The following is a 12958-nucleotide window of genomic DNA, read 5'->3' as shown; positions in this document are numbered from 1 at the left end:
TGACACCTGAGGTGTTGGGCGGGTGGGGCGCTCCGAGCGTGGGTCGGTTGACCGCTGCGCATGCGCGGGTTCGTGGGTTGACGGGCCGGTTGGATGGTGTGCGGTTCACGTTGTTGCCGCGGATCGAGGATGAGGGGTCGTGGCGGTCGGGTGGTATGGCGCGCACGTTCGCGTCGTGGTTGCGGTTGCGGGAGGGCGTGGCGGCGTCCACGGCCCGTAAGGATGTGACCACCGCACGCCGCCTGGCCATGGCGCTGCCGGTCACTCGGGAGCGGTTGGTCGCGGGCACGCTGGGTGCCGATCATGCGCACGTGATGACGCAGGAGGCGCCGACCAGCTCGACCCGTCAGGACGCGTTGGCCTGGTTGATCGACACCAGGACGGGTGAGCCGACGACGCCGGAGTTGTTCGTGCAGACCGTGGCGGTGGACTTTCCCGACCCGGCCGAGGACCCGGACGGGTCGCGCACCCGCCAGCAGATTACGTCGCTGTTGGAGGAAGCCGTCGCTGAAGGAACGCTGGTGACGGGGGAGGGTGTGGTGCTACGTGAGGCGGGCGTGTTGAACGCGGACCAGTTCCGGGTGGTGGCGCGCCGGTTCGCGTCGGTGACCGACCCGGACACCGACGACAAGGACGATGACAAGGCCGCTGCGGGGGAGTTCCTGGACTTGTCCAAGACGCTGGACGGTTACCACGTGGCGGGGTTCCTGACCGACGAGCACGGCCTGCTGGTGTCTACGGCGGTCAACGCGATGCTGGGGGCGCCGGCCGCGGAGGATGACCGGACCCCGGGTCAGCGTCGCGCACAGGGCCTGGCGGACCTGGCCCGCACCCTTCTGGACGCGAACCTGGTATCACCCGGGGCGGCGATCGCCCCGCACCTGAACGTCACGGTGTCCTGGTCGGAGCTGGTCGCCCAGGTTACTCGGACGCGTGATGGCCTGTGCCTGACCTGCGGGCAAGCCACACCCGGCCGCGGGCGTGGGCGTGGGCGGGGGAAGGCGAGCACGGGCACCGGCCCGCGCACCACACACGCTCCGAACGCTACGGACGCGGCGGGCGTGGGGCCGGTGGGCGGTGCGGACGCCGCCGGAGCGCTGGGCCCCGTAGACGTCCCGGTCGTGGGCGCTGCAGCAGGCGTCGGGGGCCTGGCAAGCGTCGGATGGCCGGGCACCGCAGAGGTTGCGAGCGTGCCAGGCGAGGCGGACACGGTGGGCGCTGCGGGTCCGAGGGGCCTGGCGGGTCCGGTGGGTGGTTCTGCGGGCACCGCGGGTCCGGGTATCGGTCCGGGGCTGCTCTCGGCGGGTGGCCCGGTGTTCACCGAGACCGGTGGCCGGGTGCCGCGGGCGCTGTTGCGCCGGTTGGCGTGTGACAGTGCGATCACTCGCGTCGTGTTCGGGCCCGATGGTGCGGTGCTGGATGTGGGGCGGTCCCAGCGGACGGTGACGGGGCAGATGCGTCGCGCGGTGATCGCCCGGGACCGGCATTGCGTGTTCCCCGGCTGCGACCAGCCACCCTCGCGGTGCGAGGTGCACCACGCCGTCGTGCACTGGGCCAGTGGTGGGGCGACTTCGGTGGCCAACAGTGCGTTGTTGTGCTGGTACCACCACCAGCTCGTGGACACCCGGGGCATCACCATGCACTGGACCGGCAAGACGGTCAGCGACCACGGTGTCAGCGACAGCGGCAGTGGTGTCGGCAGTGGCGGCGGTGGCGGCAGCGGTCGTGTCGGCGACGCGGAGACCCTCGTGGGTGCCCTGGTGGACACGGGCTGGGCGTTCACCGACGCCCGCGGCCACCGCATCCGCCTGCCCGAACCCGTCGCGCCCCTGCCCGGACCCACCGGACCAGCACCCACGACCGACACCGACCCGCCTGAGGACCCGGCCGACACACCACCCGCCGCAGCCGCATGACCACCGCATTCACCGCGAAGGTCGAGCCGTCGGCCGGTGCTCGGCGGGATCGCCGCCCGACGGGCACTCGGTTCACGAGCCTGGGCTCGTCCGTCGACCCCTCCATGCCGCCGCCCGCCGCAGCCGCATGACCGACGCACCTGGCCAGGCGGCGCTATTGACTGGTGTCCGGCGAGATCAGCGCCCGACGGGCACCCGGTTCACGAGCCTGCCCTCGTCCGTCGACCCGCCCGTGCCGCCGACCGCCGTGGCAGTCTTACTGGCGTTTGGCCGGGCGACGTCTGGCGGTACCGGCCAGATCGTGCCCGACGGGTGCTCGACCTAGGCCTGTCTGCCCGACATTCGGCTCGGCACCCGCCGTCAGGGCATTCGGCCAGGCCACGGCGAGCGGGTCCACGGCCCTGAAACCCCTCGCGGATCGGCTCCGGCAGAGGGGCGTCAGGCGGCCATGCGCGTCAGGACCCGAGCGGCGCCCGCGTTCGACCCGCGAGCAGAAGGGCGGTCAAGGCCAGCAGACCGGTGAGCCCGAGCACGAGGGCGTACGCGGGCAGCCCTGCGACGTCGTACAAGGCCCAGAGGAGCGTCCCGGTCGCGGACGACGCCAGCGCTGCGGCGATGGCGTCCGCCACCTGCAGCGCCGACGACGCCGAACCCTGCTCGTGCGGCGGCGCGAGCTCGAGCGTCAGCACGGACAGCGTCGGGTAGACCAGACCCATCCCGGTGCCCGACAGCACCCAGAACGCCATCCCGACCCCGGCCGGCACCGCCGGGAGCACGAGGAGCGCCGCCCCCACCATGCCGAGGCCGAGCAGACCGCCGCCGAGCCGCACGTATCCGGTGTGGCTCAGGCGCAGCAGGTTGCGCCCGCGCACCCACGACGCCGCAGACCAGCCGAGCGCCCCCACCGTGAGGATCAGCCCGGCGCCACCAGGACTGAGGTGTCGCTCGTGCACGAGAAGCAGCGGCAGCAGCACCTCCGCGCCTGTGAACGCCCCCGACACCAGGGCCCGCACGGACACGACGGCGGGCAGGCCACGTCCGGCCCGCAGCACGGCCAGGGCCAGGCGCAGCGCTTGCACCATCGGCCGCTCTGGCTCTCTGACGGCGGTGGCGGCACCGTCTGTGGCGGCGCCTTCAGCGGCCGCTCTGTCCGGCGCGGCGCCGTCTGCGATGGTCAGGTCTGCGGTGGTCGGGTGTGGGGTGGCACCATCCGTGGTGGCTCGGCCAGCCGTGATGCCGTTCGTCGGGCGGGCGAACGAGCCGCCGTCTGCTGAGCCGCCGTCTGCTGAGCTGCCGTCCCCTGAGCTGTGGTCGGTCGGCATGTCGTCGGCCGGCTTGTCGCCCGCGAGCGCATCGCCGTCCTGCGCGCGCCCGGCGGAGCGGCCGTCGGCCGCGCCGACCTGGGTCTCGCCGCTCTCAGCCGCGCTGCCTTCAGCCTCGCCCCGGTTGCCCTGCGCCGCCGTCAGCCCCGGGCGCATCAGGAGAGCAGCCGGGACGGTGAGCGCGGCCGCGCCGAGGAAGACCCAGCGCCAGCCCAGGTGGTCCACGACGAGACCGGCCACCCCGGGCCCGACGATCGCCGGCACGACCCAGGCCGCGGCGAACGCGGAGAACACCGCGGGACGTCGGTCGGGGGCGAAGACGCGGGCGACCAGCACGTACAGCGCGACACCGAACAGCCCGCTGCCCACGCCCTGCACGGCACGCCCCGCGATGAGGACGCCCATGCCGGTCGCGGTCCCGGCGACCACGAGACCGACCACGAAGAGTCCGACGCCGGTCCACATTGCCGGCGTCGGGCCGGTGCGGTCGCACCACCGCCCGGCGGTGAGCATGCCGACCACACTGGTCGCGAACACCACGGCGAAGGCGAGCGTGTAGTACCGCAGGCCGTTCAGGTCGACGGCGATGGCGGGCATCGCCGTCGCCACGGCGAGGGCCTCGAACGCCGCGAGCGAGCAGAGCGCGACCATCCCGGTCAGGACGAGCCGCTGCGCGCCGGCGCTCAACGCGCCTGGCTGTGTGCCAGACCGTGCCTCGGGCCGACCGGGCTGTGCGCCAGGCCGACTGGTACGTGCGGCTTCAGGCCGACTGGTACGTGCGCCGGGCCGACCGGACCCCGACCGGGATCGGTCAGGCCGCGCTCCAGGTTGACCCGGCTTGGGCTGATCCGGCCGCGACTCGGCCTGGCCGGGTTGAGTCGCGGCCTGGCCGGGCTGGGTCGCAGCCGGGTCGCGCTGGGCTCCCGACTGGCCCGAGATCGTGGCGGTCACACCAGCACCACCTTGCCGGTGGTGCGGCGCTCCTCGAGCTCGCGATGCGCGCGGGCGGCCTCGGCCAGCGGCACGCGATGGATAAGGACCCGCCACCGTCCCGACGCCGCGTTCGCCAGCGCGCGCTCCTGGTACGGCCGCTGGTCGGGCATCGGGGGAGCGTCGGGTCCGACGGCGTAGCGCACCTCGATCGGCGACACGATCCGGTCGGCGTCCGCCCAAGCGGTATAGCGGTTGGGTGCGCCGGACGCCCAGCCGTACGCGACGAGACGGCCGGGTGCGGTGCTCACATGGGCTCCGTCGCGGGGCGTCGTTCCCGGTACACGGCTGGCGCCCTTCAGATCGTCGGTTCCGTCCGGCACAGTCCCTTCCGGCAGGGCAGCTTCGTCCAGCACTCCGGCCTCGTTCGGCAGGGCAGTCCCGTCGGGCAGGGCAGTCCCGTCGGGCAGAGCGGCCCCCTCCAGCAGAGCGGTGGCAGCGGTGCCGAGGTCACCGCCCACGCCGTCGAACACCAGCGTCGCCGGGGTCGAGCCCAGGGCCGCGCGGGCGGCGTCCGGCCAGTCGGGTGCGGAGTAGTCGACGAGCGCGAGACGGCCGGAGCCGACGGCGTCGTCGGGCAGCAGGTCCCGGAGGAGCTTGAGCTTTGTCGCGTGGCTCGCCAGGGCGACGACGCGGGCGCCGACCTGCAGCGCCTCCTGGACAAAAAGTGTGCCAAGCCCGCCGGCAGCGCCGGTCACGACAACAACGTCCGTCGCGGTCACGGCCGCGAGGTCGAGCGTGTAGACGGCCATCCGGCCCGTGCCCATCATGGCGATGGCGTCGGCCGGGTCGAGGGGAGTGCCGTCGGGGCCGTCGGGGATCGTGTGCAGCCGCTCGACGGCGACGACGGCGCGCCGGGCGTACCCGCCGCCGTCGGGCGTCGGGCCGAGGTGGGCGGCCACGCGCCGTCCGATCCATGCGGCGTCGACGCCCGTGCCGACGGCCGACACGGTGCCCGCGATCTCGCGGCCGGGGATGGTCGGCAGGCTGGGCAGGGGGAGCGGCGGGCCGGCCTCACCGCGGCGGATGCTGGTGTCGACCAGGTGGACGCCGTGCGCGACGACGTCGACGAGCGCCTCGCCAGGGCCTGCGACGGGGTCGGGGACCTGCTCGAGCGTGAGGACCTCTGGCGGCCCGAAGGAGTGGTGTCTGATGGCATCCATGCGGTCATCCTCTAACCTGAACCAAAGTTGAGGTCAACCGTGACTCGGACCGGACGCGGAGTGCTCGACGACCGAGCCCCACCGACCGCAACGACCAAAACGACCAACAGGAGTGCACGCATGGAAGCGCCCAACCCCGCCGTCCCATGGGACCGTGACGAGCTGACCGTCGGCGACCTCGCCGCCCGGAGCGGTGTGGCGGTCTCCGCGCTGCACTTCTACGAGCGTAAGGGGCTGATCACCAGCCGGCGCACCTCGGGCAACCAGCGGCGCTACCGGCGCGAGACGCTGCGGCGCGTGGCGTTCATCCGCGTGTCCCAGCGGGTCGGGATCCCGCTCGCCGACATCGGCGCGGCGCTGGCGACCCTGCCCGGTGACCGCACGCCGACGGCGAAGGACTGGCGCCGCATCTCGCAGGCCTGGCACGACGACCTCGACGCGCGGATCGAGCAGCTCTCCCGGCTGCGCGACCACCTCACGGACTGCATCGGCTGCGGCTGCCTGTCGCTGCGGCGGTGCGCCCTGACCAACCCGCACGACGAGCTGGCCGAGGCGGGCCCCGGCCCGCGTCGGCTGCTGGTGGAGGGTCTGGAGCCGGACGGGGCGTGACGCCGCTGCTGCCAGCGCGAGCCGCCGCGGCCCACTAGGCTCGCCGCCATGGCTTCCGCACTTCCCCGCGTCCTGGTGCTCAACGGTCCCAACCTCGGTCGGCTTGGCGTCCGCGAGCCGGAGATCTACGGGCACTCCTCGATGGCCGAGCTCAAGACCGCCGCGGCGAAGTGGGGCGCGGAGCTCGGCCTGGAGGTCGAGGTGCGGCAGACCGACGGCGAGTCCGAGATCGTCGGCTGGCTCCACGAGGCGGTCGACGCCGGCGCGCACGTCGTGCTGAACCCCGCGGCGTTCACGCACTACTCCTACGCGCTGCGCGACGCCGCCGCCCAGGTCACCTCGGCGGGCCTGCTGCTCGTCGAGGTGCACCTCTCCAACCCGGCGACGCGGGAGTCGTTCCGGCACTACTCGGTGGTCGCGGGTGTCGCGACGGGGACCGTCGCGGGGTTCGGGTTCGACTCGTACCGGCTGGCGCTGACGGCGGTCGCGGCACGCTTGAACTAGTCAAGCTGCCAGCCTTGATTGACGCTACTCAAGGTTCTTGGCTTGATTGGCGCCAGTCAAGACTCTAGCCTTGAGATGTGATCGCACTGACCGTCGACCAGCGGGGCTCGACCCACGACGTCGACAAGGTTCCCGAGGTGCTCGCGGAGCTCGCGCGTCTGGCGCGCGGCCGCGAGGGGCTCGTGGTGCCGTTCGAGCGGACGGTCGGCGACGAGGTGCAGGCGATCCTCGACGCCGGCCGCCCGGCCGCCGAGCTCGCCGTGGACATCGTGCTCTACCTGCTGCGGGATGCGGGCTGGAGTGTCGGGATCGGCGTCGGACAGGTGGAGGCGCCGCTGCCGGCCGTGTCCAGGGAGGCGCGCGGGTCCGCGCTGTACCGGGCACGTGACGCGGTCGAGCGGGCGAAGACCCGGAGCAAGGGCACGTCCGTCGCGGTGGCCGGGCCGCCGCCGTCGGACACAGGGGCCGACACCGGAATGGGCACCGGAACGGACACCCGAGCAGACGAGGGAGCGGGCGCGGGAGGCGTGGACCTGGCCGCCGAGGTCGAGGCGCTGCTCCGACTGCTCGGCGCGGTTCGCGCGCGCCGGACTCCCCAAGGGTGGGAGGTCACCGATACGCTCGCCTCGCTCGCGGACAGGCCGGGGCGGCAGAAGATCGCCGCGCAGACCTTGCAGGTCAGCGAGCAGGCTGTGAGCCAGCGGGTCCGTGCGGCCCTCTGGCAGGAGGAGGAAGCGGTACGGCCGGTCGTGGCCCGCCTGCTCGCCGAGCTGAGCGTCGCGGCGGGCGCAGAGGGCTGAGCGGCGCCACCGACTGCCATGAGCTGCCACTGACTGCCACTGACTGCCGCCGCCCGCCGCCGAACGTGCCACGGAACGCCACAGAACGAACCGAACGAGCCGAGACCGAGGGGAACGTCACGCCGTGACCTGGGAGATGCTGGACTTCACCGACGGATGGCAGTGGTTCGCGGCTGCCGCGATCTGGCTGGTCGCGCTGGCGCTCAGCGTCATCGTGGGCTCGTGGGTGGTGCCGTGGGTGCTGCGCCGCGCGGGCCGGGGAGACCTGCCGTGGGCGCGCTACAAGCCGCCCGTGTACCCGCAGTCCCTTGAGCCGGGTGAGGGGTCGGGCGGGGCGTCCGGCGAGGGGCCGGACGGCGCCCTGGGCGCCGGGGAGGGCAACGAGCCCGGGACGGACGAGAAGGCCGAGAAGGCCGAGAAGGGTTCTGCCAGCGAGGGCGGGCCCACCAAGGTGGGCGGCAACGGCGGCACCCGGTCCGACGGCGAGGAGTCGCCGACCGGCACGATGCACCCGGACGCCGTGGCCATCCTGCGGGGCGGCGCCTGGCTCGGCGTGCTGGAGCGCCTCGCGATCACGGGCTCCCTGCTGGCGGGCTACCCGTACGGCATCGCGATAGTGATCGCGATCAAGGGCCTCGGCCGGTACGCGGAGCTGCGCGACCAGCCGGTCGCGTCGGAGCGGTTCGTCGTGGGCACACTCGCGTCGCTCATCTGGTCCGTCGCGACGGGCCTCCTGGGGCTCGTGGCGTTGAATGTGCTCGTGGTGTGACCGGTCCGTTAGACTTGACCGCTGCTGCTTGACACCCTTGCTTGACCTTCAGGCTTGACCCTCCAGCCCCCGGCTCGCCGTCGGCGTGCGCTGGAACACCCACCCTTCACCGACACAGGAAGACGAACGTGGCTACCTCCAACGACATCAAGAACGGCACCGTGCTCCGGATCGACGGCAACCTCTGGACGGTCATCGAGTTCCAGCACGTCAAGCCGGGCAAGGGTGGCGCGTTCGTCCGGACGAAGATGAAGAACGTGCTGTCCGGCAAGGTGGTCGACAAGACGTTCAACGCGGGGATCAAGGTCGAGACGGCCAACGTGGACCGCCGCGACTTCCAGTACCTGTACATGGACGGCGAGGACTTCGTCTTCATGGACAACGACACGTACGACCAGATCAACGTGTCGGCCGCGACCGTCGGCGACGCGAAGGACTACATGCTCGAGGGCATGAACGTCATGCTCGCCTCGAACGACGGTACCCCGCTCTACATCGAGCTCCCGGCGTCCGTCGTCCTGGAGATCACCTACACGGAGCCGGGCCTGCAGGGCGACCGGTCCACGGGTGGCACCAAGCCGGCGACCCTGGAGACGGGCGCGGAGATCCAGGTCCCGCTGTTCCTCGAGCAGGGTGTCAAGGTCAAGGTCGACACCCGCACGGGCGACTACCTCGGCCGCGTCACCGACTGACCCCGCCAGTACAGAGCGAGCACAGAGGGACCATGGGCGCACGCACCAAGGCGCGCAAGCGCGCCGCCGACATCCTCTTCGAGGCGGAGCAGCGGGGTATCGACCCGCTGAAGCTCCTCGCCGACCGCGTGGCCGTGCCGCACACCGAGGCCCCCGTGCCGCAGTACACGGTCGAGATCGTCGAGGGCGTGATCGCGCACCGCGACCGCATCGACGAGGTGCTGGAGACCTACTCGCAGGGCTGGACGCTGGAGCGCATGCCAGCCGTCGACCGCGCGCTGCTGCGGATCGGCTCGTGGGAGGTGCTCTTCAACGACGACGTTCCCGACGCCGTCGCGGTGGACGAGGCCGTCGATCTCGCGGGTGACCTGTCGACGGACGACTCGCCGGCCTTCGTGAACGGCCTGCTCGGCCGGGTCAAGGACCTGAAGCCGACCTTGCTGGCGTGACACGCTGGCGTGAAGGCCGGCGTGAGCGTCGGAGTGAATGCTGCCGTGAACGGCCGGCGCGCACGCCGGTGTGACGCTGACATGACGGCCGCCGCAGGCGCGCGCGTGATTCGGCGCGGGTGAGCGCGCGTGATTCGGCGCGGGCGAGCACGAGGGAGTCGGTACGGATGAGTCGGCAGAGGTGAGTCGGCAGAGGTGAGTCAGCAGAGATGAGTCGGCACAGGTGAGCGCCGGTCCCGGCGCCGGACGGTTCGACGAGCGACGCCTGCTCGTCGCGCTGTTCGGTGCAGGGACCGCGGCGTTCGCGCAGCTCTACGCACCGCAGTCCGTCCTGCCCGACGCCGCCCGCGAGCTCGCGACGTCGGCGTCGGCGACCGCGCTGCTCGTGTCCGCGGCGACCCTCGGCCTGGCCGTCGGCGTGCTGCCCTGGGCGTGGGTGGCCGACCGGGTCGGGCGTGTGCGGGCGATGACCAGCGCGATGCTGGGCGCGACGGCGGTCGGGCTCGCGGTGCCGTTCGCGCCGTCGTTGGAACTGCTGGTTGCGGGGCGCGCCGTCGAGGGGCTGCTCGTGGCGGGGGTGCCCGCCGTCGCCATGGCGTACCTGACCGAGATGCTCACCGAGGCCGGCGCTGCGTCGACCGTGCCCCGCGCGGCCGGCACGTACGTGGCGGGGACGTCGATGGGCGGGCTCCTCGGACGGCTCGTCTCGGGCGGCGTCGCCGAGCTGTTCGGCTGGCGCGCCGGGGTGGGCGCCGTCGCTGTTGCGTGCCTGGTCGCCGTCGGCGTGTTCGTGTGGCTGGCGCCGCGCGACCGCGGGCACGGGGGTGCGGCGGGGGTGCCCTTGGTGTCCGACGGCGGGGCGTATGACGGCGGGCCGTTCGGTGGCGGACCACCCGATGGTGGACCACACGACGGCGCGGCGTCTGACGGCGGACCGTCTGACGGTGGGGCGTCCGACGGCGGAGTGCCCGACGGCGGGATGTCCGGCGGGGGAGCGTCTCGCAGCGGGTCGTCGGACGGTGCCTCTCGGGCCGGCGGCCGGGCCGGGCGGCTGCGCGAGCTGCTGAGCCCGCGCCTGCTCGTGCTCGACGCCCAGGGCCTGCTGCTCATGGGCGGCTTCGTCGCCGTGTACAACTACCTGGGCTTTCGCCTGGCGGACGAGCCGTTCGGCCTGTCGCCCGGCGTGGTGAGCCTGGTGTTCCTCGCCTACCTGGCCGGCACGTGGTCGTCGGCCAGGACGGGGCGGCTCGTGGTGCGGCACGGCCGGCGCCGGACGCTGATCGCCTCGACCGGGGTGATGGCGGCCGGCGTGGTGGCCACCCTGTCGGGCTGGCTGCCGCTCGTGCTGGCGGGCCTGGTCGTGCTGACCGCCGGGTTCTTCGGGGCGCATGCCGTGGCCAGTGGCTGGACGCCGGTCGCGGCGCCGCGGGCCCGGACGCAGGCCGCCGCCGTCTACAACCTGGCGTACTACACGGGGTCGAGCCTGTTCGGCTGGCTCGGCGGCGTGGGGTTCGCGCTGGCGGGCTGGGCGGGGACGGTGGGGATGGTGTTCGCGCTGGTCGCCGTCGCGGTGGGGCTCGCGGCGGCGGTGCTGCATGACTGACGGTGGCCGCGGTGGGCGTTGTCTGGGCGCGTGCTGTCTGAGCGTCCATCGTCTAAGCGCTGTTTTGAGCCGGCGCTGAGTGGGGCGGCGCTGAGTGGGCGGGCGCTGAGATGAGCGGCTGGTGCTGGAGTGCAACCTGACGGTTGCGCATTCCTAGGTCGCGGTGCATGATGGAAGTGCAACCGAAGGGTTGCGTTCAATCGACAGGAACCCACCGCTCTCGGAGGACGTCATGACCACCACGCAGCCCCGCGCGACCATCGATCTCGACGCGCGTTCCGTCACCCGCACCGTCCGGATCGCCGCCCGCCCCGACGCCGTCTGGCGCGCGATCTCCGAGCCGGAGCACGTTGCGGGCTGGTTCGGCGACGGCTGCGAGACCGACGACGGCGGCCCGTTCGCCGCCGGAACCCGCGGCCGGCTGCACTTCGAGGGCTACGGCTGGTTCGCCTTCGAGGTCACGCGGGTGGAGCCCGGCCGGGTGCTCGCCTACCGCTGGGGCCAGTCGCCCGACGAGCCCGACCGCATGACCGAGGCCCGCTTCACCCTGGAGCCCGACGGCGACGGCACCTACCTCACCGTGCACGAGACCGGCTTCAGTGGCGACACCGAGGACGCCGTGCGCGCCGCCCTCGACGGCAACCGCGAGGGCTGGGACAGCGAGCTGGACGAGCTCGTCGAGTACGTCGAGTCGCGGACGTGGTGAGGCGGGCCGCGCGACCGGACGTGACGGCGACACGGGCGCCGGGGCCCACATCGGGATTGGTATCGGGATCGGGATCGGCAAAGGCGGCGGCAACGGCGCAGCCGTCGGCGTCGGCGTCCGTCGGAACGTCGGCCGAGACGGACGCGGCGACGTCGGCGGTCTCGCCCGTGGCCGCGTTCGCCGCCCTCGCGGACGAGACGCGCTGGGCGGTGCTGAAGGCGCTGGCAGAGGTCGGGCTTCCGGGAGCGGGTTCGGCAGGAGCGGGTTCCGCGGGCATCGGTTCCGTGGGCGCCGGTTCCGTGGGCGCCGATTCCGCAGGCGCCGGTTCCGTGGGCGCCGATTCCGCAGGCGCCGGTTCCGCGGGTGCGGGTTCTGTGGGCATCGGTTCCGCGGGTGCGGGTTCGCCGAGTGCGGGTTACCCGAGCGCCGGCACTGCGAGTGGGGGCTCTGCCGATGCGGGCCCTGCCGATGCTGGTTCCGCCCGTGACCGGGCGAGCGGCGCCGGTGACGCCCTCGCGACCGGTCTGACGGCGTCGGCCCTCGCTGCCCGGCTGCCGGTGACGCGGCAGGCGATCGCCAAGCACCTCGCCGTCCTCGAAGCCGCCGGGCTGGTCGAGTCGTGGACGGTGGGCCGCGAGCGCCGGTACCGCGCGCTCGGCGCGGAGCTGACGGCACTGGGCCGGCGGCTGGAGCGCATCGGGGATGCCTGGGAGGCGCGCCTGGGCCGCATCGCGAGCATTGCGGAGAACCTGGAACGAGCTGACCGGCGCGGGTGAGAACTTGGAGCGCGCTGACCGGCGCCAGGTGAGAACCGCGCCAGGTGAGAACCGGGAGTGAGCTGACCGTCGCTCGCCCCGAGGTCGGCAGCTTGCTCCTCTGGGTCCATCGAAGTCGGCAGTTGGCATCGAGATCGGTCCAGCCCTGGACCGATCTCGATGCCAACTGCCGCCCTCAGGGCATACTGCCGATCTCGCGTGGCGGCGCACGCTGCCGGATCTCGCCTGGCGGGGCACGCAGCCGATCTCCCATGGCGGCGCACGCAGCCAATCTCCTATGGCGGGGCATGCTGTCGACCCTCATGGCCCGGCGCGGCGAGCCGTGGGTTTGACGTCAGGGCCGGCGGTCGCCCTGTGTGGACCGGGCCGGGGTGTGAGCAACGTCCCTCCCGGCGGGCGGCGGCCCGGCGTCCGCTGTTGGTGTGCCGGGTTAGGGTGTGAGGGTCAGACTCCCTTTAAACCCGTCCTGTGAGGCGGAGAAGGAGGTCGCCAGATGCACCCTGGCACCCGCATGCCCGAATCCAGTGCGACATCGGGCGCAACGCCAAGCGCCGCGCCGTCCAACACCGTGAGCGATACCCCGAGCGGCGCCCAGAGCGCGGCCTCGGGCCCAACATCCGGCCCGACGCAGTCCGGTCCAACATCCGGCCCGGCGCAGG

12 protein-coding genes are annotated in these 12958 nt (G+C 72.9%); 10 read left to right on the top strand and 2 right to left on the bottom strand.

The window, feature by feature from the left end:
* The first annotated feature begins 155 nt into the window (after positions 1-155).
* The gene (locus AC0QU1_RS12790; protein ID WP_483616523.1) at positions 156-1916 is read left to right on the top strand and encodes an HNH endonuclease signature motif containing protein; all 1761 of its coding nucleotides are present in this window, start codon (positions 156-158) and stop codon (positions 1914-1916) included.
* 455 nt (positions 1917-2371) lie between these two features.
* Here the strand turns inward: AC0QU1_RS12790 and AC0QU1_RS12785 are convergent, their stop codons facing one another.
* Both AC0QU1_RS12785 and AC0QU1_RS12780 read right to left on the bottom strand, forming a co-directional pair.
* A complete protein-coding gene (locus AC0QU1_RS12785; protein ID WP_483569728.1) occupies positions 2372-3925 on the bottom strand; it encodes an MFS transporter in 1554 nt (517 codons plus the stop codon).
* 260 nt (positions 3926-4185) lie between these two features.
* Positions 4186-5391 (bottom strand): alcohol dehydrogenase catalytic domain-containing protein, encoded by a 1206-nt coding sequence (locus AC0QU1_RS12780; RefSeq protein ID WP_483569727.1) that lies wholly within the window; start codon positions 5389-5391, stop codon positions 4186-4188.
* Between the two features lie 120 nt (positions 5392-5511).
* Here AC0QU1_RS12780 and soxR point away from each other — a divergent pair, with 120 nt between their 5' ends.
* From soxR to AC0QU1_RS12735, 9 genes are all read left to right on the top strand, one after another.
* Complete coding sequence (gene soxR / locus AC0QU1_RS12775) at positions 5512-6000, top strand: redox-sensitive transcriptional activator SoxR (protein WP_483569726.1); 489 nt, start codon at positions 5512-5514, stop codon at positions 5998-6000.
* Between the two features lie 48 nt (positions 6001-6048).
* Positions 6049-6504, top strand: a complete 456-nt coding sequence (locus AC0QU1_RS12770; RefSeq protein WP_483569725.1) for a type II 3-dehydroquinate dehydratase — start codon at positions 6049-6051, stop codon at positions 6502-6504.
* A 77-nt stretch (positions 6505-6581) separates the two neighbouring features.
* Positions 6582-7304 (top strand): serine/threonine-protein kinase, encoded by a 723-nt coding sequence (locus tag AC0QU1_RS12765; protein ID WP_483569724.1) that lies wholly within the window; start codon positions 6582-6584, stop codon positions 7302-7304.
* Positions 7305-7428: 124 nt separating this feature from the next.
* The gene (locus AC0QU1_RS12760; protein ID WP_483569723.1) at positions 7429-8073 is read left to right on the top strand and encodes a hypothetical protein; all 645 of its coding nucleotides are present in this window, start codon (positions 7429-7431) and stop codon (positions 8071-8073) included.
* A gap of 128 nt (positions 8074-8201) precedes the next feature.
* Complete coding sequence (gene efp / locus AC0QU1_RS12755; RefSeq protein WP_483569722.1) at positions 8202-8765, top strand: elongation factor P; 564 nt, start codon at positions 8202-8204, stop codon at positions 8763-8765.
* Between the two features lie 32 nt (positions 8766-8797).
* Positions 8798-9214, top strand: coding sequence for a transcription antitermination factor NusB (gene nusB, locus AC0QU1_RS12750; protein ID WP_483569721.1), 417 nt, complete (start codon positions 8798-8800; stop codon positions 9212-9214).
* Between the two features lie 223 nt (positions 9215-9437).
* Positions 9438-10817 carry an MFS transporter gene (locus AC0QU1_RS12745; RefSeq protein WP_483569720.1) on the top strand — a complete coding sequence of 460 codons (1380 nt, stop codon included), beginning with the start codon at positions 9438-9440 and terminating at the stop codon, positions 10815-10817.
* 232 nt (positions 10818-11049) lie between these two features.
* Positions 11050-11523 (top strand): SRPBCC domain-containing protein, encoded by a 474-nt coding sequence (locus tag AC0QU1_RS12740; RefSeq protein ID WP_483569719.1) that lies wholly within the window; start codon positions 11050-11052, stop codon positions 11521-11523.
* A gap of 167 nt (positions 11524-11690) precedes the next feature.
* Positions 11691-12299: an ArsR/SmtB family transcription factor gene (locus AC0QU1_RS12735; protein ID WP_483569718.1), complete on the top strand. Its 609-nt coding sequence runs from the start codon at positions 11691-11693 to the stop codon at positions 12297-12299.
* The last annotated feature ends 659 nt before the right edge of the window (positions 12300-12958 follow it).

The sequence above is a fragment of the Promicromonospora noduliphila genome (genome assembly GCF_056951025.1).
The sequence above is the reverse complement of the archived record's forward strand: the minus strand, read 5'-3'. Positions and strand labels throughout refer to the sequence as shown.